Source organism: Solimonas sp. K1W22B-7, assembly GCF_003428335.1.
Classification (GTDB): domain Bacteria; phylum Pseudomonadota; class Gammaproteobacteria; order Nevskiales; family Nevskiaceae; genus Solimonas_A.
Genome location: NZ_CP031704.1, coordinates 363,238 through 377,995 on the forward strand (window position 1 = coordinate 363,238; position 14,758 = coordinate 377,995).

At 68.9% G+C, this 14,758-nt stretch carries 14 protein-coding genes; all 14 read right to left on the reverse strand.

The genetic code is table 11. From position 1 onward, the window contains the following. Positions 1-56: 56 nt before the first annotated feature. Positions 57-956: an HpcH/HpaI aldolase/citrate lyase family protein gene (locus tag D0B54_RS01780; RefSeq protein WP_117288631.1), complete on the reverse strand. Its 900-nt coding sequence runs from the start codon at positions 954-956 to the stop codon at positions 57-59. Then, on the reverse strand, positions 949-2,034 hold the full coding sequence (locus D0B54_RS01785; RefSeq protein ID WP_117288633.1) for a cysteine protease StiP family protein: 1,086 nt from the start codon (positions 2,032-2,034) through the stop codon (positions 949-951). Before D0B54_RS01785 ends, D0B54_RS01780 begins: the two co-directional genes overlap by 8 nt. 3 nt (positions 2,035-2,037) lie before the next feature. After that, entirely contained in the window at positions 2,038-2,811 is a 774-nt protein-coding gene (locus D0B54_RS01790; RefSeq protein WP_117288635.1) for a haloacid dehalogenase, read from the reverse strand. Next, a complete protein-coding gene (locus D0B54_RS01795) occupies positions 2,808-3,950 on the reverse strand; it encodes a phosphoribosyltransferase domain-containing protein (RefSeq protein ID WP_205527240.1) in 1,143 nt (380 codons plus the stop codon). Before D0B54_RS01795 ends, D0B54_RS01790 begins: the two co-directional genes overlap by 4 nt. Continuing rightward, complete coding sequence (locus D0B54_RS01800) at positions 3,947-4,933, reverse strand: ATP-grasp domain-containing protein (RefSeq protein WP_162932136.1); 987 nt, start codon at positions 4,931-4,933, stop codon at positions 3,947-3,949. Before D0B54_RS01800 ends, D0B54_RS01795 begins: the two co-directional genes overlap by 4 nt. A 390-nt stretch (positions 4,934-5,323) precedes the next feature. Beyond that, complete coding sequence (locus D0B54_RS01805) at positions 5,324-5,905, reverse strand: TerD family protein (protein ID WP_117288639.1); 582 nt, start codon at positions 5,903-5,905, stop codon at positions 5,324-5,326. Positions 5,906-5,935: 30 nt separating this feature from the next. Next, positions 5,936-6,640, reverse strand: a complete 705-nt coding sequence (locus D0B54_RS01810; RefSeq protein ID WP_117288641.1) for a TIGR00266 family protein — start codon at positions 6,638-6,640, stop codon at positions 5,936-5,938. 23 nt (positions 6,641-6,663) lie between these two features. Next, positions 6,664-7,977, reverse strand: a complete 1,314-nt coding sequence (locus tag D0B54_RS01815) for a VWA domain-containing protein (protein WP_205527241.1) — start codon at positions 7,975-7,977, stop codon at positions 6,664-6,666. 19 nt (positions 7,978-7,996) lie between these two features. Beyond that, a complete protein-coding gene (locus D0B54_RS01820) occupies positions 7,997-8,179 on the reverse strand; it encodes a hypothetical protein (protein ID WP_117288643.1) in 183 nt (60 codons plus the stop codon). Positions 8,180-8,271: 92 nt separating this feature from the next. Next, positions 8,272-8,847: a TerD family protein gene (locus tag D0B54_RS01825; RefSeq protein WP_117288645.1), complete on the reverse strand. Its 576-nt coding sequence runs from the start codon at positions 8,845-8,847 to the stop codon at positions 8,272-8,274. Between the two features lie 394 nt (positions 8,848-9,241). Further along, positions 9,242-10,444, reverse strand: a complete 1,203-nt coding sequence (locus tag D0B54_RS01830) for a TerD family protein (protein ID WP_117288647.1) — start codon at positions 10,442-10,444, stop codon at positions 9,242-9,244. A 31-nt stretch (positions 10,445-10,475) separates the two neighbouring features. After that, positions 10,476-11,993 carry a helix-hairpin-helix domain-containing protein gene (locus D0B54_RS01835; RefSeq protein ID WP_117288649.1) on the reverse strand — a complete coding sequence of 506 codons (1,518 nt, stop codon included), beginning with the start codon at positions 11,991-11,993 and terminating at the stop codon, positions 10,476-10,478. Next, complete coding sequence (locus D0B54_RS01840) at positions 11,990-13,690, reverse strand: PP2C family serine/threonine-protein phosphatase (RefSeq protein WP_117288651.1); 1,701 nt, start codon at positions 13,688-13,690, stop codon at positions 11,990-11,992. Before D0B54_RS01840 ends, D0B54_RS01835 begins: the two co-directional genes overlap by 4 nt. A 2-nt stretch (positions 13,691-13,692) precedes the next feature. Continuing rightward, entirely contained in the window at positions 13,693-14,751 is a 1,059-nt protein-coding gene (locus D0B54_RS01845) for a TerY-C metal binding domain-containing protein (RefSeq protein WP_117288653.1), read from the reverse strand. Positions 14,752-14,758 lie beyond the last annotated feature (7 nt).

Consider the following 14,758-nt stretch of genomic DNA (forward strand, 5'->3'; position numbering starts at 1 on the left):
GCCCACCCTACGACGTTAGTGTTGTCCGTCCACGGCTCAGGCTGTTGAGGGCCCGCTCAAGCCTCCGCCGCATCCGGCGGCCGGCGCGAGCCCGCATGTGCCCGCGCCAGCACGCGCGTGGCCCACTGGCGGTGCACGGCGGCTTCCATCATCGCGCCGTCGAACTTGAACACCGCCGGCGCGCCGTTCTTCAGCACGGCCTGCGCGGCGGCGAATTCGCGCTCGCAGGGGCGCAGGCCGGACTCGATCACTTCCAGCTGGCTGGGGTGGATCGCGGACTTGCCCACCAGGCCCATGGCGCGGTCGCGGCGGGTTTCGGCCAGCAGCAGCGCCTGGTCGTCGATGTACTCGAACACCGGCGCGGTCAGCGCGAAGCCGTGGGGCTTGAAGGTGAGCACCAGCTGGGCGATCAGCGTGCCGATCGGCGTTTCGTAGAGGGTGCAGTCGCGCGGGCGGCGCATGCCCAGCAGGTTGAGCAGGTCGTTGCCGCCGATGCGCAGCGCCAGGCAGCGCTCGCGCACGCCGGGCCGCGACAGCTCGCGGCGGAAGGCCAGCATGGCGTCGCGCTCGAAGGCGTCGATGGTCTCGATGGTGGGCATCACCAGCAGGTCGCTGCCCTCCAGCTCGCGCATGTACACCGGCAGGGTGTTCTGGTCGGCCTTGGGGATCACCACGCCGTGCAGGCGGTCCACGCCCGGTATCTGCAGCAGCCGCTGCAGCACCTCGGGGCTGCGCACGCGCACGAAGCGCAGCGGGCCGGAGGTCTTCTCGGGCAGCTGGCGCAGCACCGTGCGCAGCTGCGCCAGCGCGCTGTCCACCTCGGACTCGCCGATGGAATCCTCCGTGCAGGCGATGACGGAGCGCGCCTCGTAGGCGCGGCCGGCAAGGACCTGCTCCAGACGGGGATGCGTGGCCGGGACGTACAGGGAGGCGCCTAGGAGTGCTGGATCAAGCATCGGAGAGCTTCTGGATGATGGAGACGGCTTTGAGCGGCAGCTGGGGAATCGGTTCCACCGGCACGCCTCTTTCACGCGCGAGCAGGACCAGGTGCCGTACTTCGGGCAGGTCTGCGTCGCGCAGGATGAGCAAGCGCGGCACGCGGCGCAGCAGCGAGCGCGTGGCTTCGCCGATGCCGGGCTTGATGTAGTTGGGGTCGCCGATGGCATAGCGCGCCATCAGGTCTTGCACCAGCGCCCGGCTGCGCTCGCGGCGCGCCTGGCGTTCCGCCTCGCCCAGCGGCGCGGCGTCCAGGCCCGGCGGCTGCGCCGCCATGGCCTCGCGGATGCGGTCCACGAACCAGCGGCTGCGGTCTTCGGCCTGCAGCTCGGGGAAGTACAGGCAGCCGTGGAAGTCGGCCGGGCCGATCTGCTCGTTGAGGATCGAGCGGCTCACCAGCCCGGAAACCGTGGCGTTGAGCACCGCGGAGGGGATCAGGTAGTCCTCGGCGGAGCCGCAGTCGCGCGCGTGGCCGCAGAGGTCGCAGAGCACGTAGAGATCGTCCGGCACCGGGGCCGCGCGCCCCTGGTTGAACTGCGCCAGCGAGCGCTGCAGTTCGGAGGCGATCACGCCCTTGCCGGTCCAGCCGTCGACGAACACCACGGACTCGGCCGGGTGGCGTTCCAGGATGTAGCGCAGCGCGTTCAGGTCTAGCCCGCGGTCGCGGATGATGGACACGGAGTAGTGCGCGGCCTCGCAGCCCAGATGATCGGCCAGCGCATGGCGCAGCAGGATGCCGATGGGCGTGCCGGCGCGCGCCAGCGAGATCAGCGTGACGCCACCGGGCCGCGCGCGGCGGATCTTGGCGGCCAGGCGCAGCAGGTCCTGCGCCACCTGCCGCGCGTTGCCGGCCACGGCCTGCTCGAACAGCTGCAGGTATTCCGGCGTGGGCTTGCGCTCGATGCCGACGACCTCGCTGTAGTGGCGCCGCCCCGACTGGATCAGGCGCTCCTTCTCCCGCACGTCCTCGATCGGCTGCAAGGCCAGGTGCTTGAGCAGGAAGGTGACCTCGCCGGGTGCGTAGCTGCCGTGGAACATGGCTCAGCTTTCCCGGATCCGCGTGGCGAGCTGCGAGCGCGTCGGCAGCAGCGCGTAGTCGCAGTCCAGCATGAAGTCGGCGTCGGTGTGGCTGTCGCCCAGGCCCAGCGTCAGGAACGGGCCCATGGTCTCGCGCAGCCGCTCCGCCACGTAGCGCACGGCCAGCGACTTGCGCACGCCCGGCGGCAGCACCGCCAGGTTGTTGTCGTTGAGATGCAGGCAGTAGCCGGGGTTGCGCGCCACCCAGCCGGCCACCAGGCGGTCATGCAGGTCACGCACCGCCGCGGCATTGCCGCCGGGGTGCTTGGCGACGAAGTAGATGCCCTCGCCGTCGTCTTCCAGCAGGCGCGCATGGCAGGCGTCCACGCCGGCCACGCCGCCGTGCACCTGCTCGATCAGGTCGCGCAGCGCCGGCACGCCGGCGGCCAGGTGTGGGCGGATCTGCTCGCGCCACTGCGGGTCCACGCTGCCGTCGGGCATCAGCACGGTGGCGCCGTGGCTGACGATGGCCCAGGACGAGAAGCGCACCGACACGCGCCGGTAGCCGCCATGGCTGCGCGCCGTCACCGGCACCAGCGTGGCGCCGGCGGTGAGCCAGGCCAGCAGGCTGCGCTGGCGCGCGTTGGAGTAGGAGATCACGTCGCCGTTGCGCAGCGTGGCGGTGGGCACCAGCTCTTCGTGGTCGGCGTGCTTGCGGCGCGTGGAGAACAGGCTGTCGTCCAAGTCGGTGAAGACCACGCGCGCCAGTTCCGGGCCGTTCGGGGGTGCCGCGTTCATGGTCCCGCCTCCTCGCCTGGCCTGAGCAGCACGGAGTCTGCACCCAGAATGCTGCAAAGCCGTGCCACGGTTTCGTCGCGCGGCGTTTCGTGCACCACCCACACGCGGTCGTAGTCGCCGCGGCGGAAGTTGTAGAGGAAGTTGGGGATGCCCTCGCCGTAGGGGTCGGGCACGCGCTCGATCTGCGAGATGTCGGTGCCGGCCAGGATCGGCGAGCGGGTGGTGGACTGCACGTAGGCCTCCACCCCCCGCTTTTCCAGCTCGTGCGCCAGCAGGAAGGCGCCGTGCATGAACTCGCCGGTGCCCACCACCAGGCAGCGCCGGCCGGAGGCCTGGGCCAGGCGGTCGGCCAGGGCCGCCGGCAGCGCCGGCGTGCGTTCCAGGCCCAGGCGTGCGGAATAGCCGGCCACGTGGCCGCGGCGGCAGGGCGCCGCACCCACGGCGGATTCCGCCGGCGGCGCCGAGAAGGCCGGATCGGGCTCGAAGGAGAAGTCGCCCGACAGCAGGCTGGCCGAGGCGCAGGATTCGATGCCCGGCAGCGCGCCCACCGCGGCGCAGGCCTTGCCGGCACTGAAGTCGGTGAGGCTCAGCAGCTGCACGCGGCGCAGGACCGGGCAGGACGGCTGCAGCGAGGCTACCAGGGCCGCCAGCGTGCGGCCGGTGCTGATCTCGTCGTCCACCAGCACGGCCAGCGTAGCGCGCTGCAGGCGCTCGCGCAGGGCCGCGCTGTCGGGCGCGTAGAGGCGGATCTCGGAGGCATGGCTGTGCGCCTCCTCGAAGCGGAAGGCGGCGGCGCCGTCCAGGGTGTAGCGCGTGGTCTGCAGGTACAGGCCGCGGCCATGGCGCTCCTGCCAGGCGTCGAACACGCCGTGGCCCAGGCCGGTGGCGGTCTCGGCCATGCCGATGAACACCACCTCGTCGTCCGCCGCCGCAGGCACGCGCTCCGCCAGCGCCTCGTGGGTCTGGCGCATCTCGCCGGCACGCACCGGCCAGTGCTTGCCCAGCACCTTGCTCAGGAACAGGAAGCCGCGCTTGGGGTTGTTGCGCGCCGCGAAGCCGCAGAGCCGCTCCAGCGTCCAGTCCGAAGGCTGGAGCCGGATGTGCAGACGGCCAGTGGCGATGCCGACGCTGTGCATCATGAGATGCGCGGCTCCGGCAGTTCCACCGCCAGCGACATCTCGCCCACGCGCATGCCCAGCCGTGCCGGCGGCACCACCGACGACTCGCCGAACAGGCAGGCGCGCAAGGCGATGTCCGGCAGGTTGATGCCCGACAGGCAGCTCATGCCGATGCCGCCGGAGGCACGCGGATTGATCTCCAGCAGCGCCGGGCGGCCGTTCTTGTCTTCCTTGAACTGGATGTTGATCAGGCCCGACAGCCCGAACTTCTCCACCAGCTGGCGCGAGCCCTGGCTGATCTCCGGGTGCTCCACCAGGCGCTGGCCGTTGCCGGCCAGGGGCTTGCGCCGCTGCACCATCGCCAGCACCGCGCCGTCCTTGCAGGCCATGTCGACGCTGTATTCGTTGCCCGGCAGGTGGGCCATGACCATCTGCGGCTTGCCGGGGCGCACGGCGCCGTAGCGGCCGCGCCACTGCGCCAGGCTCAGCTCGTCCTTGGCCAGCTCGCGCTGCTCCGCCACCGCCGCGCTGGCGATGCGGTGATAGCCATGGCCGTAGACGCCGACCGTGGGCTTGAGGCAGGCGTTGTCGGTCTGCTCGATGCGTGCCACGGCGGCGTCGAGCTGCTCGTCTTCGGTGACCAGTTCCCATACGGGGCGGTGGAGGTCCGCGGGGGCGTTGTCGTAGACCCACTGCTTGCGGTGCAGCAGCGGCAGCACCTCGGCGGTGGCGGCTTCCAGCACGCGCACGCCGCGCTCGCGGAAGCGCGGGGCGGCGGCAACGATGGCGGAGGCCTCATGGCCCGGAATGATCACGTCGATCTTCTCCGCAACGGCTTTTTCCAGCATCCAGTCGACATAGGCCTCCACCGACAGGTCGGCAGGCTCGGTGAAGGCGATATCGCTCATCGCGTAGCCCACGAAGTCGAAATGCCGGTGAGAAATGACGATCTCGATCGGCAGGGGATTGTTGCTGTTGCGCAGCTGGTGCGCCACTCGTGCCACGACTGAAAAATGCCGATTGAACCACACGCGCATGGGAATGCCTTGAAAACCTACGAAAAAGTGAATGATTGTCTGCGGGGCCACCCCCTGGGACAGGGGCCGGCCGCTGCGCCGGGGCCAGGGTTTGCTGCACGCGACATGCCAATCCGCCGGGAGCGGACCGCGTCGCGGGGGGCGAATTCTGCCACCAACGGCGGCGCCCCGTTGCCGGCGGGCGGCAGCGGGCAGGGGCCGGGATGCCCGATGAGTGCCGTTCGCTCCGGTCCCGAGCCTGTCGGAGGGTCGAAGGGCAGGCGGCAACTCGTTGACCGACCAAGGGAAAGTCCGCCCGTGCCGCGATCCTTCGACAGACTCAGGACTTCAGCACGAACGGACTTTTGCTGCGGCGGCCTAGAGGTGCGGCGAAATGAACGGCATCAGGTCCTGGAAGGTGCGGCCCGAGCAGTTTTCGCCGATGGCGTGCATCTTCCACTCGTTGTTGTGGCGGTACAGCTTGGCCATGACGTTGGCGGTGTGGCTGCCCTGGGTCGTCAGGTTGTAGCGCGCCACTTCCTGGTTGTTGCTGGCGTTGACCAGGCGGCAGGTGGCGTTGTCGATCTGGCTGAAGTTCTGGCCGGTGAAGCTGTTGACCACGAACACCAGGCTCTTCACGCCGCCCGGCACACGCGACAGGTCCACGATGATCTGCTCGTCGTCACCGTCGCCGGCGCCGGTGCGGTTGTCGCCGGTGTGCACGATGCTGCCGTCGCGGCTCTGCAGCTGGCGGAACCAGACCACGTCCGTCGGCTGGTTCTGGTCGTTGAACAGCACGCAGGAGGCGTCGAGATCGACTTCCTGCTGCTTGCTGCCGAAGCCCATGAAACCCTTGGTCTTGACCGGGTCCCAGCCCAGGCCCATCACGATCTTCGTGAGGGTGCTGCCGGCTTCCTTGTCCAGAGAAATCTTCTGGCCTTTCTGCAGGTTGATGCCCATGACGTATTCCTTGAAAGAAGGTTGAGGGGGTTACTGAGGTGCGCCGATCTGCTGGCGCAGCCAGGCGGCAAAGCCCTTGCGCTGGCGCGAGCACACCAGCACCTGGCCTTCGCCGGCGAACTTCATGACCAGGCCTTCGCCCGAGGTCTGGCTGCTGACCAGGTTGGACAGCATGCCGCCGCTGCGCGAGGTGGACATGGTCATTTCGTAGACCAGGTTGGCGTCCCAGGCGATGACGTGACCGTTGTCGATCACCGGGTTGCTGCCGTGCTTGATGTCGAGCAGGAACAGCGAGCCGAAGCCGCCGACGCAGATCTTGCCCTGGCCCGAGGTCTCCATGATGAAGAAACCGCCGGTGCCGCCGAACAGCGCGCCGCCGATGCCCTGGGTGCGCACCTTGATGTCCACGGTGGACTCGGCCGCCAGGAAGGCGCCGTCGCTGAGCTTGAACTGGCGCTGGCCCACGTTGAAGACGTGCAACTGGCCCGGTACCACCTGCGACAGCAGGGTGTCGCCGGGGCCGCGCGTGGCGACGATCTTCTGCGTGAACAGCGACTCGCCGGCGACCAGGCGGCGGGCGATGCCGCTGAGCAGGCCGCCCTGCATGTTGCCGGAGAGGTCGAGCGTGCCGTCCATCATCACCATGGCGTCGCGCTCGGCGTAGATCGATTCGCCCTGCTGCAGCGATACGTGCAGGAACGGATCCTGGCCTTCGGTGAGGGTAAAGTCTGCCATTGTGTGTGGGTTCCAGTGAGCGGCTAGCGCAGCAGGCCCTTGGCCTTGGCCTGGCTGACCCAGCCGGGATATTCCTTCATCAGCCGCTCGTACATCTCCTGGTCGGAGAGACGGCTGGGATCGCTGATGTCGCCGAAGTCGGCATTGTCGATGAAACGGCCGCTGAGGTCGTCGAGCTTCTCCAGGAAGTCGAAGCGGGCGCCGCCCACGCCGACGAACTGCCAGAAGATCGGCTCGAAAGCGGCCTCGCGCACGGTCTTCTCGGACTGGCGCTTGTCGGTGCAGCCGCCGTCGGTCACGAACAGCACGTAGACCGGCAGGTCGGTGGGCTTGGCCGCCGCGCTGCGCGCGCCGCCGTAGCCGTAGAAGCGGCGCACCATGTCGATGACCGGCGCGTAGTCGGTGCCGCCGCCCAGGCCATGGCGGGTGACCATCTCCTGGATGCGGCCGCTGAAATTGTCGAGGTTGATCGGGCCGGCGTCGATCGCGCGGCTGTCGAACAGGAAGGTGTCCACCGCGCGGTCGTCGTCGAACCAGCAGGCCAGCGCCAGCAGGCGATCCGCCACCTGCTGCACCACGCCGCGCCGGAACAGGTTGACCATGGAGCCGGACACATCGAGCACGAAGCAGACCTTGGCGCGGTGATCCGACAGCCCCTTCTTGTCCAGCGTGACGCCCGCCACCTTGGCCAGGCTGACCAGCTTGGGCGCCTGCTTCTCCAGCTGCTTCTCCAGGCGCACGCCCTTGGACAGGTTGACGCCGGGTGCGGCAGGAGGAGTTGCTGGCGCAGCCACCGGAGCGGCTTCTTCCGCCAGTTGCCCGCCGAAATGCTTGAGCAGCGCCGCCAGGCCGCCGTTGAAACCCTGGCCCAGCGAGGAGTAGCGCCAGAGGCCGTCCTTGCGGTAGACCTCCGCCACCAGCAGCGCCTTCTCGGCGCCGAAGTCGGCGCCGGAAAACCTGAAGGCCCCGCGCGCCGATCCACCCTGCTGCAGGGTGGCGGCGCCGGCCTTCAGCCCGCTCATCGTCGCCGCGCCGTCCACCGTGGCGGTGAACACCAGGCGTTCGATGCCGGCCGGCAGCCTGCGCAGGTCCAGGTCGAATGCCGCGCCGCCGCCGGAGCTGTCCAGCCGCACCCCGCCGCAGGGCGAGGCCAGCTGGTTGAAGAACACCATGTAGGCGTCGTTCGACAGCTTGCCGGCCGCGTCCACGCCGAAGCAGGCGTAGTCCAGCGCGAACGGCGCTTCCAGCCGCAACTCCAGCCGCAGCGGAGCGTCGGCGTCCAGCAGGTCCGACAGCTTGAGCCGTTGTCCCTGCGTGAGTTCGCGCATCGCGGTCATGGTGCGGGTTGCGGGTCCGTCAGGCCTGCTGCGGCTGCTTGAACGACAGCGCGGTGAGCACCACGCCCAGCACGATCAGCGCGCCCGCCACGAACGGCAGCGCTTCGCCGAACAGCGCCAGGATCGAGAACTGCATCCCCATCATCGGCAGGATGAAGGCGCCGATTCCGAAAACGAGGCAATAGATTCCCCAGCTACGCATGTTGCTTCTCCCTTCTGGTTTGAAAAAGGGGCCGCACGGCTGCGCGGCCCCGTCTGCGGCCGATCCCCCAAGGACCGGCCGCTCCGGCCGCCTTAGACGTTGACGCCGAAGTTCTTGGCGAGGGGGCCGAGGCCGCCCTTGAAGCCCTGGCCCACGGCCTTGAACTTCCACTCCGCGCCGGCGCGGTACAGTTCGCCGAAGATCAGCGCGGTTTCGGTGGAGCCGTCTTCCGACAGGTCGTAGCGGGCCAGTTCCTTGCCGTCGGCCTTGTTGAGCACGCGGATGTAGGCCTTGGAAATCTGGCCGAAATTCTGCTTGCGCGCTTCGGCGTCGTGGATCGTGACGCTGAAGGACACCTTGTCGACTTCCGCCGGCACGGTGCCCAGGGAAACGTTGACCACTTCGTCGTCGCCATCGCCGGCGCCGGTGGTGTTGTCGCCCAGGTGCTCGACCGAGCCGTCGGTGGACTTCTTGTTGTTGTAGAAGATGAAGTCGGAGTCGGCGCGGACCTTGCCGTCGGCCTTCAGCAGGAAGGCGCTGGCGTCGAGGTCGTAGGCGGCGCCGTCGGTGGCGCGAATGTCCCAGCCCAGGCCAACGACGACATCCTTGAGGCCCGGGGCTTCCTTGTTGAGATTGACGTTACCACCCTTCTGCAAGCTGATAGCCATGATCCACTCCTGATATTTGATTTACCGATCCCTGCGGGATCTTCTTGCGCCGGACGGCCGCCGGTCCCCGTTTCGGGGGCGACGCGGCCAGGACCGCATGTGGTCCGGCAATCACATCACAACCACTCTCTGCACACCATCCGCATGGTCCCCCGAACAGGGGACACATGACGATCCGTCCTTTTTTCGCACGGGATCACGCATCCATTGTCAGGATGCCGTCCGCCGTTTCAAGCGCTTTCGCGGACAAAAAGCGGACCCAGTGCTCAAAATATTCCTGAAATATGATGCTTGTATGATCCGCGGCCTGAGGCGTCACAGGCCCTGCATATAGGGGAGTATCCGGCCCCGATGCGCCTCCTTGGACAGGGGCGCTTTTGAAAAGTGCCCGAGCCTACTTCGAGCCCGCCTTCCAGCGGAAGCCGAAGCCGTAGGCCTGGTCCATCTGCGGATGGGCCTGGAAATATTCCACCAGCTTGCTGGCACGGATGCTGCCGCGATCGTTCTCCAGCATGGCGATGGCGCACATGCCTTCCGACGAGCCCTGCGATTCCATGTGCGTGACCAGTTCCGGCTGGCCCGGAATGCGGATCGTCACCACGCCGTTGGCCTGCGCCCAGTTGGGCACGCCCTCGTAGATGAAGGCGAAGATCAGCGCGCGGCGGAAATCCTTCCAGTGCGAGCCGTTGATGCGCAGGTTCTCGCCGGTGGTGGAGGCGCCCGTGCGGTCGTCGCCCATCAGCTGCGCCCAGGGCGGCTGGTTGAAGCTGCCGAAGTTGCCGCCCAGTGCCTGCACCACGGTCTTGCTGCCGTCGGCCAGTTCCAGCATGCAGCCCAGGTCCAGGTCGATGCCGCCCGAGCCGCGCGACAGCCAGCCGCCCTTCTTGTTGCCCTTGTCCCAGTTGAGGTTGATCAGGATCTCGCCGAAGTCGCCGCCGGGCTTGTCCAGCGACACCGGCTTGCGCTTCTCCAGCGTGATCTTGGTGAGGCTCACCGGCGCGGCGGCGGGCCGCGGCGGCTCCGGCGGCGGGGGAGGAGGGGGCGACGGCGCCGCGGCCGGCGCAGGCGCCTGGTCCGGGTCGTCCTTGATCGTCACGCCGAAGTGGCCGGCGAGCGGCCCGAGGCCGCCATTGAAACCCTGGCCGATGGCGCGGAATTTCCAGGCGCCGTTGCGCAGGTAGCACTCGCCGAGGATCACCGCGGTCTCGGCCATGCCGGTGGTGGCCAGCGTGAAGCGCAGCGGCGACTCGCCGCCGCTCACGTCCAGCGTCACCGCTTCGAGCTGGCCGAAGCGCTGGCCGCGCTTCACGCCCTGGTCGATGGTCAGGCAGAAGGCGATGCGCTCGATGCCGGCCGGCAGCCGCGACAGCTCCACCGAGAACTCGCGCTGCTCCGGCGCCAGGCGCGCGGCATCGCCGGCCACGCTGGGCTGGCCGTAGAACAGGAAACCCTCGTCGCCGGTGACCTTGCCGGACTCGGTGAGCAGGTAGGCGCTGGCGTCCAGCACCAGCGGCGTGGAGCCCGGGGCCTGGGTGATGCGCAGCGTCAGTCGGGTGGCGCCGAGCGCCGCGTTCTGTCCGGCTTGCAGTTCGATCATGGGCAGTCTTCGTGTGGGTGCGTGTGGACGATCAGCGGCAGTCGACCAGCTGCACGTGCAGCAGGCGGCCGCCTTCGGCGCGGGACAGCAGCAGCTTCATGTCTTCCTTCAGTTCCACCTTCTCGCCCACCGGCACCGGCAGGTTGTCGGTGGCGTCGAACAGCTCCGGCATGCGCTCGTTGACCAGGTACCAGCGGTCCTGGTGGAACACGAAGTAGCCGGCGCGCTGGCGCTGGTCCTGCGTGAGTTTTTCGTTGGGCGCGATGTTGCGGCTGACGTGCCAGGAGAACAGCGACTGGTTGGTGTAGACCATCAGGCGGTGGTTCTCGGGGCGGAACTGGCCGGGCTTGTGCGTGGAGTAGTACAGGTTCAGCACCGGCAGCACGCCCTTGAACGGCGTGCCGCAGAACGGGCAGCGCGGCTTGCTGCTGTTGTCGAACACGTACCAGCCCTGCTCGCAGGACGTGTTGACGCAGGGCTGCAGCAGGTCGACCGTGCGGACCAGTGCGTTCTCCCAGTCGCTGGCGCCGGGGCGCATCGCCGGGTTCTTCAGGCCTGCGCCGAAGGCGCGCAGGAACAGCGGCGCGAGGTAGGGGCCGGTCAGTGTGTAGGGCCGCTGCTGGGTGTCGGCCCAGGGCAGTTCGCTGGGGCGCACCTGGCCGACCTTGATGCGGTTGGACAGGTCCGCCGGGTCTTCCACGAACAGGGCGTGCGCGCCCATGCCGAGCTCCTCGTCGCGCGTCGGATCGGTGTCGTGCACCTTGCCGCCGCGCAGCGGGTGGCGGTACAGCAGGTACATGTAGATCAGCACCGCCAGCGCGTGGCAGTCGGTGACGATGCTCGGCAGCTTGCGCTGGGGATCGCGCTTGTCGAGCTTGGCGCTGGCCACCACCTCGGGGGCGATGAAGTCGGGCGTGCCGACCACGTCGGGCGGGAACTTGCCCGGCACCACCAGGCCGTCGACGTCGATGATGCAGGCGTTGCCGCCCTTGGGATCGACCAGCACGTTCTTGTACGACAGGTCGGAATGCGCCAGGCCGGCCATGTGCATGCGCCGCACCGCGCGGCTGATCAGCAGGCAGACACGCAGGTAGTTGGCCCAGGTGCCCAGTTCCTTGGGATCGAGGAACTTGTTGCGGTTGTTGGCGGAGGCGAACCACTTGCCTTCCTTCTCGCGGCCGCGGATGCCCAGCGTGTCGCCGTTCTTGGAGCCGTGCTCGAAGAAGAAGTGCTTGGCGTAGACCGGCGCGGTGATGCCGAAGCGGCCGTTCCATTCCAGCGTGCGCTCGGGCCAGCAGTAGACGTTCTTCCAGTAGTCGCCGCCGGCCTGCTGGAAGATGCCGTCGCGAAAGCGGCCGACGATGTTGCTCAGGCGGTCGCGGCCGTTGGCGTCCACCGGGTCGCGGAAGAACAGCACGACGTAGCTGCGGTCGGGGCTGAAATAGCAGTCCTTGAGGCCGCCGGAGCCCTTGACCTCGTCGAGGAACTCGACGGTGCTGCCGTCGTGGGCGGTGAGGCGGATGACCTTGGGCGGGTTGCGTAAGCTCATGGGGTTCTGAAGACCAGGGCCAGCGTGCGGTCGTCGTGTTCGCCTTGCGACCAGAAGTCGAGGTAGCGGGTCAGCTCCTCGGGCAGGGCGGCGTTGTCCGGTGCCGGGTTCACCGGGCCGGCCAGCACATCCTTCCACCATTCCTGCCAGCGGACGGGGTTCTTGAGGGCGTTGTCGGTGCCGAACTTGGGGTCGGACACGCCGTCGCTCATCAGCGCCAGGATCGAGCCGGGACCGCCCCAGGCACAGCGCACGCGGCGGTCGATCTGCGGCCAGGGATCGGGTGCGGGGAATTCGCCGGACTGCAGGAAGCGCGTCTGGCCGGAGTACTCGCCGCTGTCGGCGTCGCCCAGCAGGTTGACGTCGGGCTGCTGCGGGTCGAACAGCGCCGCGGCACCGTCGCCGATCCAGTAGGCCGCCACGAAGAAGCCGTCGCCGTAGGGACGCACCGCCGCCACCAGCAGGGTGGCCGACAGGTCTTTCTCCTGCGCGCCGAGCGCCTGGGCTTCCTCGCGGATGGCCTTGCAGGCGGTGAACGCGGCGGAACCCAGCGGCTGCCGGCAATGCTGGCGCAGGCTTTCCATCACCTCGGGCCTGGCCACTTGCTCCGCCAGCGTGGCCAGCGGCAGCAGGGCGTCGAGCTGCTCGTCGAGCGCGGCGATCGACGCCTGCAGGCTTTCGCAGCTGATGCGGCAGGCGATGTCCGAGCCGCGGCGCGACAGCCTGGCCGAGCCGGCGCCGTCGGAGACCGCCACCAGGGTCCAGCCGCCGCTGCGGTCGTGGTCCAGGTGGAAGTCGTCCTCGCGGAAGCTGCCGCTGTTGGCATGCGAGCGGCCGCGCACGCTGGCCGCGACGGTGCGCAGCCCCTTGCCGGGCAGCTCGGCACTGCGCCGGTGCTCCTTGCGGAAGGGCAGGTCGGCGTCCGGTTCCAGCTGTTTCCACAGCGAGCGCGGATCGGGGTTGATCAGCAGGTCGACGCGCAGCACCGCCGGCGACGGCGTGCCATCGGCCAGGCTCACCAGGCGGCCCTGGAACTGGTGCTCCCGGGTCAGGCCCGGCTCGGCCTGCGGCACGCCGCTGAGGCGTCCGGTGGCCGCGTCGAACACCAGGCCGGAGTCGGCCGGCACCTCGAGCGAGCCGACGCGAAAGGCCGCCAGCGGCGCCGACTTCGCCAGGTCGACATGGACGGTGTAGTGCTGGCCGGCGGTGCCGTTGGGCAGGCGCACGACGGTCCTGGGCGCGGGCGGAACAGGTTTCACGGGAATCTCCGGCGCCGGGCTGGCGACCGCCGCGGCGGCAGCCGCCGGCGGTGGCGTGGGGGGTGTCGTCGCGGCGCTCGCGGGTGCTGCTGCCGGCGCTGCCGGGGCGGCCAGCGGCGCCTGTCCGGCGACGTCGCGGTAGCTGTTGACCTGCGCGCTGGTGGTGGTCGCGCCGGCCGCTGCAGCGGCGGGTGTAGGCACGGGAGCCGCGGCAGGGACCAGCGTGATGGCTTCCTGCGGCGCGGGCGGCAGCAGCTGGCGCGCGCTGGCCAGGACGGCGTCGAGCAGCTGGGTCACCGGCGCCTGCTGCGAAATCTCGCGCAGCTGCTCCGCGCCCAGGTTGATGCCCTGCGTGCGCAGGTGCTTCTGTAGAAAGGCAAGCAGCGCGCTTTCGGCGTCGGGACTGAGCTGGCGTGTCTGGGCCGGCAGCGCGGGCACGATCAGCCTCGCGCGCGCGTCAGGTCGACGCCCGGGTCGCCTTCCTTGCCGCGCGAGAACTGCGCGGTCTGGCGGCACCAGGGGCAGGTCTGCTCACCCGGGCCGGAAATGCAGAAGGTGTTGCCGCAGTCGCACATGGCGAACCCCACCGGGTTGCCGCAATGCGGGCAGCTGGGGAAGCCGTGCAGCTGGTTGGAGTCCACCGTCGCCACGTTGGGCTGGTCGGCGCTCATCTCGAAGTAGCTGTTCTTCACCGGGTAGCAGCCGACCAGCACGTACATCAGGCTGTCGAAGCTGGTCTGCCCGGCGTTGATGCGCGCGGTGCGCGGCTCGAACCTCACCAGGTAGGGCAGCTGGGTCTTCTGGCACTTGGAGACGAAGAAGGCATTGCTGTCGTCGACGCGGTCCAGCGGCTTGTCCAGGTTGAGGCGCGTGAGGATGGACTTGTCCAGCTCCGGCAGCTTCTCTTCCTTGCTGATGTCGCCGACGCTGCGGCTGCGCGCCTGCACCGACTGCGTGACCCACTGGATGAACTTGGCGAAGTTGGCGTCGGTGTTCTCCTCCAGCGTCAGCACGTTGCCGGCATCGGTGAGCTGGCTGAGCACCGACAGGTCGGCCGAGTGGCCGATGGAGATCGCCACCAGCGAGACGCTGCCGGCGTAGCGCGTGCGCCAGCGCTCCACGGCCTTGGCGACGTCGTCGGTGGGCTTGCCATCGGTGATCAGAAAGACGATCGGCTTCCAGTCGCCCTTGCGGTCCGGCGTGCTGCGCACCACCGAGCGGTCGATCTCGTCCATCAGGAAGCTCAGCGCCTTGCCCAGCGAGGTGCCGCCGCCCACCGGCAGGCTCGGCGGCACGAAGCTCGCCACCTCGGTCAGCGGCGCCAGCTGGCGCACCTGCCCGGCGAAGGCGATGACGGAGATCCAGACGGTTTCCAGCGCATGCGGATCGGTGCGCAGGGTCTTGATCACCGCGCCCATGCCGTCCTCCAGCCGGTACAGGGCTTCGCCGGCCATGGATTCGGAAACGTCGAGCAGGAAATAGATCGGCAGTCTGCGCATCGCTTGC